The sequence below is a fragment of the Nonomuraea sp. NPDC004186 genome (genome assembly GCF_053603495.1).
The window spans coordinates 1-14,000 of the sequence record NZ_JBSGFQ010000049.1 but is presented as its reverse complement, the minus strand read 5'-3'; the positions used below and the strand labels follow the sequence as shown (position 1 = coordinate 14,000).

The 14,000-nt window shown below is 71.6% G+C and carries 15 protein-coding genes; 2 read left to right on the top strand and 13 right to left on the bottom strand.

The features are described 5' to 3' along the window. Positions 1–11 precede the first annotated feature (11 nt). Positions 12–581, bottom strand: a complete 570-nt coding sequence (locus ACWEPL_RS33800; RefSeq protein ID WP_363969707.1) for a TetR/AcrR family transcriptional regulator — start codon at positions 579–581, stop codon at positions 12–14. Positions 582–799: 218 nt separating this feature from the next. After that, positions 800–2,470 carry an ABC transporter ATP-binding protein gene (locus tag ACWEPL_RS33795; RefSeq protein ID WP_452438587.1) on the bottom strand — a complete coding sequence of 557 codons (1,671 nt, stop codon included), beginning with the start codon at positions 2,468–2,470 and terminating at the stop codon, positions 800–802. A 519-nt stretch (positions 2,471–2,989) separates the two neighbouring features. Here ACWEPL_RS33795 and ACWEPL_RS33790 point away from each other — a divergent pair. Next, complete coding sequence (locus ACWEPL_RS33790; RefSeq protein WP_363969711.1) at positions 2,990–3,175, top strand: hypothetical protein; 186 nt, start codon at positions 2,990–2,992, stop codon at positions 3,173–3,175. Positions 3,176–3,232: 57 nt separating this feature from the next. Here the strand turns inward: ACWEPL_RS33790 and ACWEPL_RS33785 are convergent, their stop codons facing one another. The 7 genes from ACWEPL_RS33785 to ACWEPL_RS33755 all read right to left on the bottom strand — a co-directional run bounded on the left by ACWEPL_RS33785 (position 3,233) and on the right by ACWEPL_RS33755 (position 10,411). Continuing rightward, positions 3,233–5,956 carry a DEAD/DEAH box helicase gene (locus tag ACWEPL_RS33785; RefSeq protein WP_452438586.1) on the bottom strand — a complete coding sequence of 908 codons (2,724 nt, stop codon included), beginning with the start codon at positions 5,954–5,956 and terminating at the stop codon, positions 3,233–3,235. A 98-nt stretch (positions 5,957–6,054) separates the two neighbouring features. Next, a complete protein-coding gene (locus ACWEPL_RS33780) occupies positions 6,055–6,942 on the bottom strand; it encodes a diacylglycerol/lipid kinase family protein (protein WP_350735439.1) in 888 nt (295 codons plus the stop codon). Positions 6,943–6,958: 16 nt separating this feature from the next. Then, entirely contained in the window at positions 6,959–7,849 is an 891-nt protein-coding gene (tatC, locus tag ACWEPL_RS33775) for a twin-arginine translocase subunit TatC (protein WP_363969717.1), read from the bottom strand. 31 nt (positions 7,850–7,880) lie between these two features. Beyond that, on the bottom strand, positions 7,881–8,219 hold the full coding sequence (tatA, locus tag ACWEPL_RS33770) for a Sec-independent protein translocase subunit TatA (protein WP_350735433.1): 339 nt from the start codon (positions 8,217–8,219) through the stop codon (positions 7,881–7,883). A gap of 29 nt (positions 8,220–8,248) precedes the next feature. After that, entirely contained in the window at positions 8,249–8,449 is a 201-nt protein-coding gene (locus tag ACWEPL_RS33765) for a hypothetical protein (protein ID WP_350735430.1), read from the bottom strand. After that, on the bottom strand, positions 8,446–9,423 hold the full coding sequence (locus ACWEPL_RS33760; protein ID WP_363969720.1) for a helix-turn-helix transcriptional regulator: 978 nt from the start codon (positions 9,421–9,423) through the stop codon (positions 8,446–8,448). The genes ACWEPL_RS33765 and ACWEPL_RS33760 overlap by 4 nt, the downstream gene beginning before the upstream one ends. Positions 9,424–9,436: 13 nt before the next feature. Then, positions 9,437–10,411 carry a helix-turn-helix transcriptional regulator gene (locus tag ACWEPL_RS33755; RefSeq protein WP_363969722.1) on the bottom strand — a complete coding sequence of 325 codons (975 nt, stop codon included), beginning with the start codon at positions 10,409–10,411 and terminating at the stop codon, positions 9,437–9,439. Positions 10,412–10,449: 38 nt separating this feature from the next. Here ACWEPL_RS33755 and ACWEPL_RS33750 point away from each other — a divergent pair, with 38 nt between their 5' ends. Continuing rightward, positions 10,450–11,517, top strand: coding sequence for a DUF3866 family protein (locus ACWEPL_RS33750; RefSeq protein ID WP_355200868.1), 1,068 nt, complete (start codon positions 10,450–10,452; stop codon positions 11,515–11,517). Here ACWEPL_RS33750 and ACWEPL_RS33745 read toward each other — a convergent pair. Genes ACWEPL_RS33745 through ACWEPL_RS33730 form a run of 4 tightly spaced genes read right to left on the bottom strand, consistent with a single transcriptional unit; the run spans position 11,463 to position 13,901 of the window. Next, positions 11,463–11,942 (bottom strand): DUF3291 domain-containing protein, encoded by a 480-nt coding sequence (locus ACWEPL_RS33745; RefSeq protein ID WP_363969726.1) that lies wholly within the window; start codon positions 11,940–11,942, stop codon positions 11,463–11,465. The genes ACWEPL_RS33750 and ACWEPL_RS33745 overlap by 55 nt on opposite strands. A 33-nt stretch (positions 11,943–11,975) precedes the next feature. After that, positions 11,976–12,620: a helix-turn-helix transcriptional regulator gene (locus ACWEPL_RS33740; RefSeq protein ID WP_363969728.1), complete on the bottom strand. Its 645-nt coding sequence runs from the start codon at positions 12,618–12,620 to the stop codon at positions 11,976–11,978. Positions 12,621–12,629: 9 nt separating this feature from the next. After that, complete coding sequence (locus ACWEPL_RS33735; RefSeq protein ID WP_363969730.1) at positions 12,630–12,986, bottom strand: hypothetical protein; 357 nt, start codon at positions 12,984–12,986, stop codon at positions 12,630–12,632. 15 nt (positions 12,987–13,001) lie between these two features. Next, positions 13,002–13,901, bottom strand: a complete 900-nt coding sequence (locus ACWEPL_RS33730; RefSeq protein WP_452438585.1) for an FKBP-type peptidyl-prolyl cis-trans isomerase — start codon at positions 13,899–13,901, stop codon at positions 13,002–13,004. Positions 13,902–14,000: the final 99 nt, after the last annotated feature.

The following is a 14,000-nucleotide window of genomic DNA, read 5'->3' as shown; positions in this document are numbered from 1 at the left end:
CGCCATGAGGCTCAGGCCCCTTTCACCCGCATCCCGTCGCAGATCACGTCCGCCATCCGTACCGAGGCCCCTCTGGCCCGCGCCCGGCGCTCGGCCACCAGGCACCCGCGCAGCAGATCCAGCACGTCCTCCCCCGCCAGATCCCCGCGCGCGGCCCCGGCCCGCTGCGCCCGGACCAGTAATCGGGCGACGGCCCTGCCGAGATCGTCCTGCAGCGAGACCCTCATCCCGGCCCCGCTGTCGAGCATGTCGCAGAGCGCCTGGTTCCCCGACGCCTGCTCGACCACCTTGGCGAACCAGGCGAAGAACGCCTTCCCGGGATCCTCCGCCGTGGCCAGCGCGCGGGCGTCGGCCACGAACCGCTCGATCCGCCCCAGCAGCACCGCCTCGAACAGCGCCTCCTTGGTGGGGAAGTGCCGGTAGACGGTGCCCACCCCGAACCCGGCCCGCCGCGCGATCTCGTCGAAGGAGATCGTCAGGCCGTCACTGGCCAGGGCCTCCTGCGCGATCTGCAGCACCCGCTCCCGGTTCCGCCGGGCGTCGGCCCGCAACGGCCGGGCCGAGCTGTGGTCGTCGCCCATGAACGAACCTGCCTTCAACAACCGGAGGGATCTCTCCGATTCTATCGACGGCCCCTCGCCCCCGCACCCATCCCGATCATGCCTTCCCCGCCCCGACCGGCGCGCCGCCGCCGTGCGTACCCCCGCTCGAAGGACGGGCAGCCGCCGACCCCGGACACCGGAACACCCGCCCCCGAAAAGAGGCGGGTGTCGGGCCGGGGGTGTGGTGCGGCGGTCGGTCAGGGAGGGGTGGTCAGCGGGCGCGGGTGGGCGCGGGCGAAGCGCTTGAGGCGGATGCGCTCCTCCCGGTGCACGGGCGACAGCTCCACGATGCGCGCCCCCTCCGGCACGAACCGCAGGTCGTGCGTGATGAGGAGCGTCGTCCGCCCGGCCATGAGCCGCAGGAGCGGCTTCATGACCTGCGCGGCCGTGGCCTCGTCCAGCCCCGTCATGGGCTCGTCGAGCACCAGCACCGGCGCGTCCCGCAGGACGGCCCTGGCGATGGCGATCCGCTGCCGCTGACCGCCGGACAGGAGCCGCCCCCGCTGCCCCACCGGCGTGTCGTAGCCCTGCGGCAGGAGTTCGGCGAACTCGTGCACCCCCGCCGCCTCCGCCGCCTGCACGATCTCCTCCAGCGAGGCGTCGGGGCGGCCGTAGGCGATGTTGTCGCGTACGGACGCCGAGAACAGCAGCGTCTCCTGGTGCACGATCGCGATGTTCTCGCGCAGCGACTGCCGCGTCAGGCGCCGGATGTCGACCCCGTCCAGCAGGATGCGGCCCGCTTCCGGGTCGTAGAAGCGCAGCATCAGCTTGGCCAGCGTGGACTTGCCCACCCCGCTGGGCCCGGTGAGGACGACGACCTTGCCGGGCGAGGCGGTGAACGTCACGTCCCGCAGCACCTGCCGACCGCGCCTCGGGTACGTGAAGGCGACCCGGTCGAACTCGACCAGGCCCCGGCTCCGCCCGGCGGGCACGGCGTCCTGCGCGTCGGTGACGGCCGGCCTGACCTTGAGGATCTCGATGACCCGGTCGGACCCGGCCGCCGCCTCCGACACCGTCAGCGCCAGCTCTCCCAGCGCCTGGACCGCCGGGTACAGCAGTGCCAGGTACGCGGCGAAGGCCAGCAGGCCGCCCAGGGTCAGCCGGCCCGCGGCGATCTCCCACGCGCCGAACCCCAGGACGACGATCAGGCAGACGGTCTCGATGACCTGGACGGTGGGCCCGTACAGGCCGGACAGCCAGGCCTGCGACATGTTGGCGCGCAGCCACATGCCGCCCTCCCGGTGCAGGCGGCCCGACTCGGCCTCCTGCCGGTTGTACGCCTGCACGAGCGGCTGGTTGGCCAGCCCCTCCTCCAGGACGCTGTTCATGGCGCCGTTGCTGTAGCGCTCCCGGGCCGCGGCCGTTCTGAACCTGCCCGCGAACACCTTGGACACCACCAGGAACAGCGGGATCAGCGCCATCGTGACGAGGGCGAGGTCCCAGCGGATGAAGAAGGCCGCCCCGGCGAAGAACACCACGCTCGCCGCCGTGGTGAGCGCCTTGACCAGCCCGGACCCCACGAGCTCCTCGATGGCCTCGATGTCGTCGGTCAGCCGTGCCATCAGGTCGCCGAGGCGCCGGTGCTCCGAGAAGTCCGGCGCGAGCGTCTGCAGGTGCGCGTAGACGCGGTCGCGCAGAGCCAGCAGGAACCGTTCGGCGCCCAGCGCGGTGGCGTACGTCGCCGCGAAGGACGTCACCCCGGCGATCGCGGCGAGCCCGAGCCAGGCGAAGGCCGGGACCCAGAACTCGTTCAGCCGCCGGGTGGTCAGCACCTCGTCGGTGATGTGGCCGAACAGGCGGATCGCGGCGACCTCGCAGAGCGCGGCCACGACGGCGAACACGACGCCGGCCGCGAATAGGCGGCGCAACCCGCGGGTGTCCGGCCAGAACTCGCGAAAAGTACGGCGAATGGAAATCGCCGGGGCGAGTTCGCGGCCGGAGACAGTCAATGAGAGCCGGCGGCCAGGCCACCGGCTCTCACGGGAGCGATTTACCACCCCCACCACCAGCGCCGGGAGCGGCAGCGCCAACCGCGCCAACCGCAACGCCAGCGCCTACGGCGACGGCAGCAACCCTGCTGGAAGTCGAACCTGGTGAGCTGAGAGCCAGCCATGATTCCTCCCCCGTTTGCTGACTTGCACAAATCGCACGTTAGCACCCGAAAAGCGACAAAGCACGAGATATCGCCTTTTTAAAAGGAATTTGACCAGTGAAACCGCCCGACAAAGGCTGTTGCCTGCCGCCGTTAAATCGACCGTAAATAAAAAGAATCGCTAATTCGGGTAACGGTAATCCCAAAGGATGCCGCTCAGAACTGGTTCCAAGGTGTAGGTCACCCGATACTTTGGTCCGATGGATCGGACGTCTGCGCCGGGGATCATGGGCTCATGGCATTCACCGGCGTCATCCTCATGATCCAGGGCTTCGGCGGCCTCATCGCCGATCACTTCTTCGGCAAGAACTTCGGCCTGCTGCACCTGGTGCTCGACGGCACCGCCCTGACCGTCGTGAGCGCCGTGGTGGGCGTCGCGGGCCTGCTCCTGACGATCGGCGCGCTCAGCAAGGACTCCTGACGGCCACACCCCCGGACCCGCCCTCCGAAGAGGGCGGGTAGGACCTTTCCGAGAAGGTCAGGTGAGCGAGGAGTAGGCCACCACGCCGCGCCGCATCGCGTCGACCGCCTTGCCCGCCGTCTGCTTGATCTTGCTGCCGGGCGGGGCCGCGTTCCCGAGCTGACCGAGCAGGTCCATCAGCTGCTTGACCCACCGTACGAAGTCACCGGCCGCCAGCTCGTTGCCGTTCACCCCGTCCCGCAGGACGGCGTCCAGTGCGTGCCCCTTCGTCCACCGGAACGCCGCCCACGCGAACGCCAGATCCGGCTCCCTGATCGTGGACAGCCCATGGTCGGACTCGATGCCCTCCAGCTCCCCCCACAGCCGGATCATCGACGTCAGCGCCTCCTGCGTCCGCCCGGCGGGCACCTTCGGGCGGCGCGCGTCATCGGCGGCCCGCGACTCGAACACCAGCGCCGACACGCACGCCGCCAGCTCGGCCGGGTCGAGCTCCTCCCACAACCCCTGGCGCAGCGACTCGGCGGTCAGCAGGTCGAGCTCGGTGTAGATGCGGCCCAGCCGGCGGCCCTCGTCGGTGACGGCCTCACCTTCGAGGTAGCCGAGCTGCTCCAGCACCGAGCAGATGCGGTCGAACGTCCGCGAGATGACGTGCGAGCGCCCCTCCACCCGGCGGCGCAGCCCCTCGGTCTCGCGCAGCAGCTTGTAGTAGCGCTCGGCCCAGCGGGCGTGGTCCTCACGCTCGTCACAGCCGTGGCACGGGTGCTGGCGGATGAGCCGGCGCAACTCGTTGACCTCGTCGTCCTCCACTGTGTGGTCACGCGCCCTGGCCGGCTTGCCCAGGTCGCGGTCGCCGAGCTTGGCCAGCAGCGTGGAGACGAGGTTGGCGCGCTCCTTGGGCGAGCGGCCGTTGAAGTTCTTCGGGATGCGCAGCTTCTCCAGCGGCTCGACCGGGACGGGGAAGTCCGCCGGGTCGAGCTTCTTGATCTGCTTGCCGATCGTCAGCACCAGCGGGCTCGGCCCCTGACCGCGCGGGTTGCGGCCCGGGTCGAGCACGATCGCCAGCCCCGCCCGGCGCCCGCCCGGCACCCGGATGACGTCACCCGGCTGCAACGCCTCCAGCGACCGCACGGCCGCCGCCCGGCGCGCGGCGCCGCGCTGCCTGGCCAGCTCGGCCTCACGATCGGAGAGCCTGCGGCGTAGCGCCGCGTATTCGGGGAAGTCTCCCAGGTGGCACGTCATGGCCTCCTGGTAGCCCTCCAGCGCCTCCTCGTGCTTGCGCAGCTGCTTGGCCAGCCCGACCACCGCCCGGTCGGCCTGGAACTGCGCGAACGACTCCTCCAGCAGCGTCCTGGCCCGCTCCCGACCGAACTGCCCGACGAGGTTGACCGCCATGTTGTACGACGGCTGGAAGCTCGACCGCAGCGGATACGTACGCGTGCCGGCCAGCCCCGCCACCGACAGCGGATCCATGCCCTGCTGCCACAGCACCACCGCATGACCCTCGACGTCGATGCCGCGCCGCCCCGCCCGCCCGGTCAGCTGGGTGTACTCGCCGGGCGTGAGGTCGGCGTGGGTCTCACCGTTCCACTTGTCGAGCTTCTCGATCACCACGCTGCGCGCCGGCATGTTGATGCCCAGCGCGAGCGTCTCCGTCGCGAACACGGCCTTGACCAGCCCGCGCGTGAACAGCTCCTCCACGACCTCCTTGAACGCCGGCAGCATGCCCGCGTGGTGCGAGGCCAGCCCGCGCTCCAGGCAGTCACGCCACTCCAGGTAGCCCAGGACGGCCAGGTCCTCGTCCGGCAGATGCGCGGTGCGCTCGTCCACGAGCTGCCTGATCTCGTGCCGCTCGCGGTCGGTCGTGAGCCGGATCCCGGCGTACAGGCACTTCTGAACGGCGGCGTCGCACCCGGCACGGGAGAAGATGAACGTGATCGCCGGCAGCAGCCCCTCGGCGTCGAGCTTCTCGATCACCTGCACCCGGTCCGGCGGGCGCGAACGCTGCGGCCGGCCGTAGCCGCGCCTGCCCCGCCCCGCCGTCAGCCGCTCGGCGTCGCGCGTCACCCGCATCAGCGTGGGGTTGACGCGCGGGGTCAGCTCGTCGTTCACGAACATGTCGTAGAGGCGGTTGCCGACCATCATGTGCTGCCACAACGGCACCGGACGGTGCTCGTCCACGATCACCGTGGTGTCGCCGCGCACCTCGCCCAGCCACTCGCCGAACTCCTCGGCGTTGCTCACCGTCGCCGACAGCGCCACCAGCCGCACCGACTCCTGCAGGTGGATGATCACCTCTTCCCACACCGCGCCGCGGAAGCGGTCGGCGAGGTAGTGGACCTCGTCCATGACCACGAACCCGAGCCCCGCCAGGGTCGCCGACCCCGCGTAGAGCATGTTGCGCAGCACCTCGGTGGTCATGACGACGATGGGGGCCTCGCCGTTGACGCTGTTGTCGCCGGTCAGCAGGCCGACCTTGGCGGTGCCGTAGCGCTTGACCAGGTCGTTGTACTTCTGGTTGGACAGCGCCTTGATGGGGGTGGTGTAGAAGCATTTCTGGCCCTGCTCCAAGGCCAGATGGACGGCGAACTCGCCGACCACCGTCTTGCCCGACCCCGTGGGCGCCGCCACCAGCACGCCGTCTCCGGCCTCCAGGGCGCGGCAGGCGTCTAGCTGGAAGTCGTCCAGCTCGAAGTCGTAGAGACCTCGGAACGATCTCACCGCGGCCCCGTCGTCCCCATACTTGTGACGGAATGCCGCATAGCGTTCCGCTGGCGTTGTCATACCCGTCAGCCTACCGAAATCGCCTTTCCGGTCGGTCCCCCAGTGGTCCGGCCGATCCTCAGCCGGCGTCCGAGCCGGGCGCCTTTACATTGTAGATTTCAAACGATGACCCGTAACGCCCCCGGGCGCACCTCGCAGTGGACCGGCGCCGGGCCCACGCGTTCGCCGTCGGCGTAGGCGATGACGTCCGCAGCCTCCAGCCGCACGCTCCGCACCCGCCGCACCGACACCGCCGGATGCCCCACATGCGTCCCCCGGTAGACGCTCGGGAAGACCCGCAGGAACTCGGTCTTGGACACCGCGTCCAGCATCATCACGTCCAGCAGCCCGTCGTCGGGCCGGGCGTCGGGGCACACCCGCATCCCCGCCCCGTACGAGGACGTGTTGGCCACCGCCACCAGCATGGCCTCGCGTTCGACGACCTCACCGTCGTCGAGGGTCATCCGGAACGGGATCGGCCGGAACGAGCGCAACTCCTCCACCGTCGCCACCAGATAGCGCGCCATCCCCGGCGGCCACGTCTTCCGGTTGGCCCGCTCGTTGACCCGCGAGTCGAACCCGCAGCACATCACCCCCGCGAACAGCTCGTCGGCCTGCCCGGCCCGGATCCGGGCGACGTCCACCAGGCGCGACTTCATGCGCAGCACGACGCGGGCCGCGGCCATGGGGTCGGCGCAGGGCACCCCGAGCGCGGCAGCGATGTCGTTGCCGGTGCCCGCGGGGATGATGCCGAGCGGCACGTCGGTGCCGGCCACGGCCTGCACGGCCAGGTGGACCAGCCCGTCGCCGCCGAAGGCCACGAGCGCGTCGGGGCGCTCGGCCACGGCGGTGCAGGCACGTGCGAGGGCGTCGGCGGCGTCGGCGCCGACGATCACCGACAGCTCTGCCCCGCCGGCGCGCAGCCGGCGCGCCACGGGTTCGATCAGGCGCAGCGTACGGCCGCCGCGTGCGGCGGGGTTGACGAGCAGGGCGATTTGAGGGGACACGCCCGGAATTTATCGCCTATCGCGTGGAACCGGAATCCTCCCCGGGGCGATCGTCGTCGACCGGAGTGGAGTCCTCCACCAGCGGGGAGGCCTCGTCGTCGGACAGGTGGGAGAAGTCCTCGGTGGCGGGCCTGCGCCTCTCACGCATGAACATGAAGAACTCGGCCAGGAAGTAGAGCACGATCATCGGCATGGCCAGCGCCATCATCGTCAGCGGGTCGCCGCCGGGGGTGATGACCGCGCCGAAGACGAACATGGAGAAGATCACCCAGCGGCGGTACTTCTTCACCGTGGCGTGCGGCAGCACACCGATGATGTTGAGGAACACGAGCAGGAGCGGCAGCTCGAACGAGATGCCGAAGATCACGAGCATGATCAGCACGTAGCTGACGTACTCGTCGATCTGGATGATGGCCACGGTGTCGCTCGGCGCGAACCCGAGCAGGATGGCCAGGCTGGTGTCCATGATCACGTACGCCAGGAAGGCGCCGATCAGGAACAGCGGGATCGCCAGCCCGAGGAAGGCGATCGAGTAGCGCTTCTCGTTGCGGTAGAGGGCCGGGGTGACGAAGGCCCAGACCTGGTAGAGCCAGACGGGCGAGGACACGACGACGCCCACCATCGCCGAGACCTTCAACGTCAGGAAGAACGACTGGAAGATGCCGCCGTAGGTCAGCGTGCACTCGCCGACACGCAACTGCTGGGCCTGCGGCGTCTCGCAGAAGGGCTCCTTGATGAACGCCCAGACCGGATCGAAGACGATCCAGCCGATGATGATGCCCACGACGACGGCGGCGGCCGCGATGAGCAACCTGTTACGCAACTCGCGCAGGTGCTCCATGAGGGGCATGCGGCCCTCGGGGTCGTGGTCGGGTGCCGGCTGGCTCGACCGTTTGAGCAGCGCCATCTAGCAGTCCAGGTGAGGAGGAGGGATGGGGTCAGACGCGCTTGTCAGCCTGGGCGGCGGCGCTGGCGCGCAGCCGGGCGGCCTGCTCCTCGAGCTGCCTGGCCTGCTCCTCCGCGGAGAGCGCGGGGGCGGGCGTGGCCTGGATCTGCGGGGGCTGCGCCGCCGGGGGCTGCGGCTGAGCCGGGGCCTGCGCCTGGGCCTGGACGGTGTGGTTGTCGTCGTCGTCCTCACGGAGCTTGGCCGTCTCGGACTTGAAGATGCGCAGAGAACGGCCGACGCCGCGGGCCATCTCGGGCAGCTTCTTCGCACCGAAAAGCAGGACGAGCACCAGCGCGATGATCAGAAGTTCGGGGACTCCGAGTTGCGACATGAAACGCCCTTTTCTAGCGAGTGCCTGTTTCAGCCACGATCGTACGCTGCCTGGGGCGTGGTCTCACCCCCCTGGCCCGCCAATCTGGCCCGCCGCGGCTCCAGCTGGGCCGTCGCCTCGGCGATTTCCCTTTTCAGGGTACGTGCCGCCACGACGACGCGGGCACCCGCGACCCCGACCACGCCGAGCCCCGCGACGCACAGCCCGCCGGCCACGTAGATCCACATCATGACTGGTGAGCGTACAGGGCCAGGGCCCGCTCGGCCTCCTGGCGCACGGTCTCGGCCATCTCAGGGGGTGAGACGACCCGGCCGGTGTCGCCCAGGCGCAGCGCCAGCTTGAGGATCCAGTCCTCGTCGCGGGCCCGCAGCGCCACCCGCAGCCGCCCCTCGCCCAGCTCGGTGACCTGCTCGCACGGGTAGTACTCGGCCACCCACCGCCCGGCGGCGCTGAGCTCCAGCTCGACCAGCTCGTCGGTGGGCGAGGGCCGGAAGACGCCCCGGGTGACGTCGATGGGCTCGGCCTCGGCCGGCGGGTCGGCGGGCACGTCGAGCACCTCGACGCCGAGCATCCGGTCGAGCCTGAACAGCCGCATCGCCTCGGCCCGGTAGCACCAGCCCTCCAGGTAGGTGCGGCCGTCGACGACCACGACCCGCGTGGGATCGACCTCGCGCGGCGTCACCTCGTCGCGCCCGGGAACGTAGTAGCGCAGCGACAGCCGGCGGCCCCTGGTGAGCCCCTCGCGCACGCGCGGCAGCGCGTCAGGGGCGGCGTCCACGTCGACCGCGAGCTGGCTGCTGAGGGTGGCGGCGCCCTCGCCGGCGGCCCGCTCCAGCTTGGCCGTCACGCGGGGCAGCGCGTCGCCCGGCACCTCGTTGGCAGGCAGGGCGAGCTCGGGGGTCGCGGCGAGCATGCGCAGCGCGACCAGCAGCGCGCTGGCCTCGTCGATGCCCAGCCGCAGCGGCCTGGCGATGGTCTCGGCGTTGTCGATGATGATCTCGCCGCCGTCCCAGGAGACGTCGATGAGGTCGCCGGGGGTGTGGCCGGGCAGGCCGCACATCCACACGAGCTGCAGGTCGTCGATGAGCTGCTTCTCGCTCAGCCCGAACACCGCGGCCACCTCGTCGACCTGCGCCCCCGGGTGGGACATCAGGTACGGCACCAGGGCCAGCAGCCTGGGCAGCCGGTCGGCCGACCCGCTCATCGCAGCTCCTCTGTCATGCCATTGCCCCCTTCAGTCGGCGGATGACGGCCTCGCGGGCGTCCGGCGGCCCGACGACCTCCACGTCGGCGCCGAGGCTGGCCATCCAGCCGGCCAGGCGTTCGGGGTCGGTGAAGGGCAGCTCGGCCTCGTCCCACCCGTGCTCCCCCGTGCGCACGGCCGCCGCGAGCTGCCGCAGCCCTTCGCACGTCCCCTGGCGTACGCGGACGACGGCCACCCGCTCGTCCGTCGAGTCGTCGGGAAAGCCGACCATACCCCGGAGATCGACCCCTTCGGGCACCTCGACGGCACCGGGCCTGCCCATGACGGTGACCTGGCCGGTGACGCGGCTGAGCCGGAAGACGCGCGGCGCCTGCCGGTCGCGGTCGAACCCGGCCACGTACCAGCGGCCGTTGCGGCTGACCACGCCCCACGGCTCGACGGTGCGGGCGCGCACGCTCTCGCTGCCGGCGCCGCGGTAGTCGAAGCGCACCACGCGCCGGTCGCGTACGGCGTCCCACAGCGCGGGGAAGGCCGGGTCGCGGGTGTCCACGCGCAGCTCCAGCGCGCCGCCGCCCATGGACCCGCCCATGGACGCGCCGACGGGCCGGTCGGTGGCCACGCCGCCGGCGCGCAGCTTCAGCAGCGCCCCCGAGGCGGCCTCGGCCAGGCTGGCCCGCTGCCACACCTGCGCGGCCAGGCCGAGCACGGCGGCCTCGTCAGGCTCCAGGGTGATCTCCGGCAGCTCGTACGACTCGCGCTCGATCCGGTAGCCCGGCTCGTCCTCCCAGGGGTCGCGCACCACGTCGATGGGGATGCCGATCTCGCGCAGCTCGTTCTTGTCACGCTCGAACATGCGCTGGAACGCCTCGTCGCCATCGCGGTCGTAGCCGGGGACGGCCTGGCGGATCTGCTCGGCCGACAGTGGCCTCCGGGTGGCGAGCAGGCAGATCACGAGATTGAGCAACCGTTCGGTCTTCCGGCGCGACATCTGCCTCACTCCTCCTCCATGGACGCTACCCTGCCCCCGTGATCAGATGGCGCAAGGGCGAGGTTGTACGGATCCGACGCGAGTGGCCGGGAGCGGTGGAGCTGGACGTCGCCGTCCCCGAAGGGGAGTGCCGGGCGCTGGCCTATCCGCCGTTGGTCGGCCGCCCGGAACCCGGCGACGAGGTGCTGCTCAACACGACGGCACTCGCGATGGGTCTCGGTACGGGAGGTTACGCCATGGTGGTGGCCGTCCCGAACCGTTTGCCGCAAGATCCTGCCGGTCCGGGCCACCTGGTGAAGGCCCGTTACACGCCGCTGCAGGCCACGGTGCTGGGCGCCGACGAGCAGGACTCCCCGCATCATGACAGATTGCGCGAGGCCGACTCCCTCGACGGGATGCCGGTGGTGGTGGCCGACCTGCACTCGGCGCTGGCGCCGATCCTGTGCGGACTGTACGCCGACCGGCCCGGCACGCGGGTGGCGTACGTGATGCAGGACGGCGGCGCGCTGCCGGTGTGGTTCTCGATGGCGGCGGCCCGGCTGCGGGAGATCGGCTGGCTGGCGGGCGTGGTCACGGTCGGGCAGTCGTTCGGCGGCGACGTGGAGGCGGTCACCGTCCACACCGGGCTGCTGGCGGCCCGCCACGTGCTGGAGGCCGACGTGGCGATCGTCGCGCAGGGCCCCGGCAACCTGGGCACGGGCACCAGGTGGGGCTTCTCCGGGGTGTCGGCGGGCGAGGCGGTGAACGCGGCGGGAGTGCTGCGCGGCCGCCCGGTGGCTGCGCTGCGGGTCAGCGAGGGCGACCTGCGCGAGCGCCACTACGGGGTCTCGCACCACTCGCTGACCGCCTACGGCCGGGTCGCCCTGACGCCCGCCGACGTGCCGGTGCCGGAGCTGCCCGGGGAGTTCGGCGAGCGGGTCAGGGACCAGTCCGAGCTGCTGGCCGTCCGGCACCGCCTGGTGCCGGTGCCGGTGGAGGGCCTGCACGAGGCGCTGCGGGAGTCCCCGGTGCGCCTGTCGACGATGGGCAGGGGCCTGGAGGAGGACCTGCCCTACTTCCTGGCCTCGGCGGCGGCGGGCAGGCTGGCGGCCTCGCTGCTGTCGTAGGAGTCCTTGAACGTGAACGCCTCGGGGCTCGGCCCCTCGGCCCTGAGGCGCTCCAGCCGAGCCATGCCCTCGGCCAGCGTCGGGATGTGACCCTCGGGGATCCACCACATCACCATGTACGGCTCCGCCAGGCGCAGGAACCACTCCCTGCGCCTGCGCAGCACGCCCAGGTGGGCGCTGCGGTAGGTGTAGTTCCACAGGCTGTCCAGCGACTCCCACACCGAGAAGTTCATCAGCAGGTGGTCGCCGTAGTCGTGGATGACGGTGGCGGTGGGGTCGCTCTCGCTCTCCTTCAGCCGCCACACGAACCCGGGGGCCTCGTCGGCGATGGTGTTGACGGGCTCGAGGAGGGCGACGAACTCGGCGAGCTCCTGACTGTCGATGGGCGCGCGCAGATGGGCGATGTTCAGCTCAGCGAGATGCATGACGCTCAGCACACCACCCGTCCGCCTTCTATGTCAATCCTCATTTGTTTTAGAGAGGGAGACGCAGCAGTCCCCCGGCCGCGGGTCGAGCCTGGCCCGGCCCGGCTCGTCACCGAGCCCTTCGAGCAGCCCCTGGCACAGCGCCAGGTTCATGGAGCACACGAGCAGCGGCTGCTCCTCGGCCAGCACGTGGAAGGGGCAGTTGCGCAGCCGCAGCGCGCCGCCCTCCTCGTACGGCTCGTAGCCGCGCTCCCTGAGCACCTGCTCGACGGGCTCACCGGCGTGCCTCTTGGCCAGCCGGGCGCCGGCCTCGCGCGCCGCCCGCTCGGCCCGCTCCTCGGCGCCGAGCGCGTCGACGACCTCGGCCAGGACGGAGGCGAGCGCGCCGTAGTCGCGCGGCGGCAGGCTCACCGACCGCTCGCCCCTGGCCCGGCGGTAGACCTTGGCGGGCCGGCCGCTGCCCGGCCCCTTCTTCTCCTGCTGCCGGAAACCGCTCTCGAGCAGCCCCGCCTCGACGAGCTTGTCGAGGTGGTGGCCGGCGAGGGTCCTGGAGACGCCCGCGGCCTCGGCCGCCTCCCCCCTGCCCACGTCGCCGCCGCGGCCCGCGACGGCCGCGTACAGGCTGCGGCGTACGGGGTCGTGCAGGAGGGCCAGCGCGTCGAGGTCGTCGCTACTCACAACGGGAGTCTATGAAAGCTTCCGCTTCACGTGCTTGTACGTGCACGCGCGGCTGGCGTCGGACGGGACGTTGCCGTACCTGCGCCAGCACGCCCCCTTCTTGATCACCCAGATGTCGACCCACTCGGGCGCGTGGTAACGGCGGTAGGCGGCCGTGGCGTTCTTCAGCACGCGGGCGGCCACGACCTTGGCCTGGGCCTTGTTGGCGGCGGAGGTGTTCACCCACGTCGTGCCGGCATCGCCGCCGACGACGCAGGGCTTCTTGACGCCCTTGCAGAAGGGCGGGTCATCGGCGGCGGACGCGGCCGTGGCTCCGCCGAGGAGGACGGCTAAGGCGGATGCGATGACCAGGAAAGTGCGGATCATGAGGTTCATCCTGCCTCAATAGGCGGCGATGACGTCCACGACGTAGACGAGCGTGTCGGTGCCCGTGATGCCGTGGGCGGGGTCGCCGGCGGGGCCGTACCCGTACGAGGGCGGGACGACCATCAGGACCCGGCTGCCGGCGGGCACCCCGACCAGGGCCGCCTCCCACCCCTTGGGCACGCCGCCGTCGCCGATCCTGAACGCCTTCGGCCGGCCGCTCGCCCAGGTGGCCTCGAAGACGCGGCGGCGGCTCCAGATCGCGCCCTCGTACTGGGCGACCACGAGCTGCCCCGCCCGCGTGCCGCGCCCCTCGCCCCTGGCCAGCACCTTGACCTCGAACGCGGCCGGCGGGGCGGTAGCGGGCACCTCCAGCCCGGGCGGGGCGCCGGCGGTGACGCGCACGCCCGCCAGCGAGCCGCCGCCCGCCTCGACCGAGGCGCCCTTGGGGTGGGCGCCGAGGATGTCGACCACGTAGACCAGCTCGTCATCGGGCCCGACGCCGGGCGGCAGGCGCGCGCCACGGCGTTGATCGGGCGGGAGCGCGGCCAGGACCCTGCTGCCGACCCTGCGGCCCCGCAGCGCCCCGTCCAGCCCCGGCGGCAGCTCCCCCAGCGGGAACGCGGCCGGGGCGCCGCGGTCGAAGGTGGAGTCGACCAGGCGGTTGTCCCCGCCGTCCCAGACGTGCGCGGTGTACTGGACGATCGCCGTGTCGTCCGCGCCGAGCCGGGCGCCGCCGCCGGTCGCCAGCTCCTCCACCCGGAGCCCGGCGGCCGGTCCGCCGCCCGCGAAAGCGATCGTCGGCCTGGCCCCGAACGGGCCGTCCACCGTCATGCCGAGATCGCGCGCGGCACCGCCCGAGCAGCCGGCCAGCAGGACGAGGACCGGCAGCAACACGGCGGTACGGCGGTGCGGCATCGGTCCTCCCACGCGGCGGGGCTGGGCGTGGCGATGCTACCGTGTCCGGCCCTCGTCGGCCCCGTCCGGCCCGCCTCGTTCCCGATGGCGCGCAGGGCC

What these genes read in the sequence shown, in the direction of transcription:
- ACWEPL_RS33800 (WP_363969707.1), bottom strand. Translation starts at nt 581, where the DNA reads ATGGGCGACGACCACAGCTCGGCCCGGCCGTTGCGGGCCGACGCCCGG.
- ACWEPL_RS33790 (WP_363969711.1), top strand. Translation starts at nt 2,990, where the DNA reads ATGGCATTCACCGGCGTCATCCTCATGATCCAGGGCTTCGGCGGCCTC.
- ACWEPL_RS33785 (WP_452438586.1), bottom strand. Translation starts at nt 5,956, where the DNA reads ATGACAACGCCAGCGGAACGCTATGCGGCATTCCGTCACAAGTATGGG.
- tatC (WP_363969717.1), bottom strand. Translation starts at nt 7,849, where the DNA reads ATGGCGCTGCTCAAACGGTCGAGCCAGCCGGCACCCGACCACGACCCC.
- tatA (WP_350735433.1), bottom strand. Translation starts at nt 8,219, where the DNA reads ATGTCGCAACTCGGAGTCCCCGAACTTCTGATCATCGCGCTGGTGCTC.
- ACWEPL_RS33765 (WP_350735430.1), bottom strand. Translation starts at nt 8,449, where the DNA reads ATGATGTGGATCTACGTGGCCGGCGGGCTGTGCGTCGCGGGGCTCGGC.
- ACWEPL_RS33760 (WP_363969720.1), bottom strand. Translation starts at nt 9,423, where the DNA reads ATGAGCGGGTCGGCCGACCGGCTGCCCAGGCTGCTGGCCCTGGTGCCG.
- ACWEPL_RS33755 (WP_363969722.1), bottom strand. Translation starts at nt 10,411, where the DNA reads ATGTCGCGCCGGAAGACCGAACGGTTGCTCAATCTCGTGATCTGCCTG.
- ACWEPL_RS33745 (WP_363969726.1), bottom strand. Translation starts at nt 11,942, where the DNA reads ATGCATCTCGCTGAGCTGAACATCGCCCATCTGCGCGCGCCCATCGAC.
- ACWEPL_RS33735 (WP_363969730.1), bottom strand. Translation starts at nt 12,986, where the DNA reads ATGATCCGCACTTTCCTGGTCATCGCATCCGCCTTAGCCGTCCTCCTC.
- ACWEPL_RS33730 (WP_452438585.1), bottom strand. Translation starts at nt 13,901, where the DNA reads ATGCCGCACCGCCGTACCGCCGTGTTGCTGCCGGTCCTCGTCCTGCTG.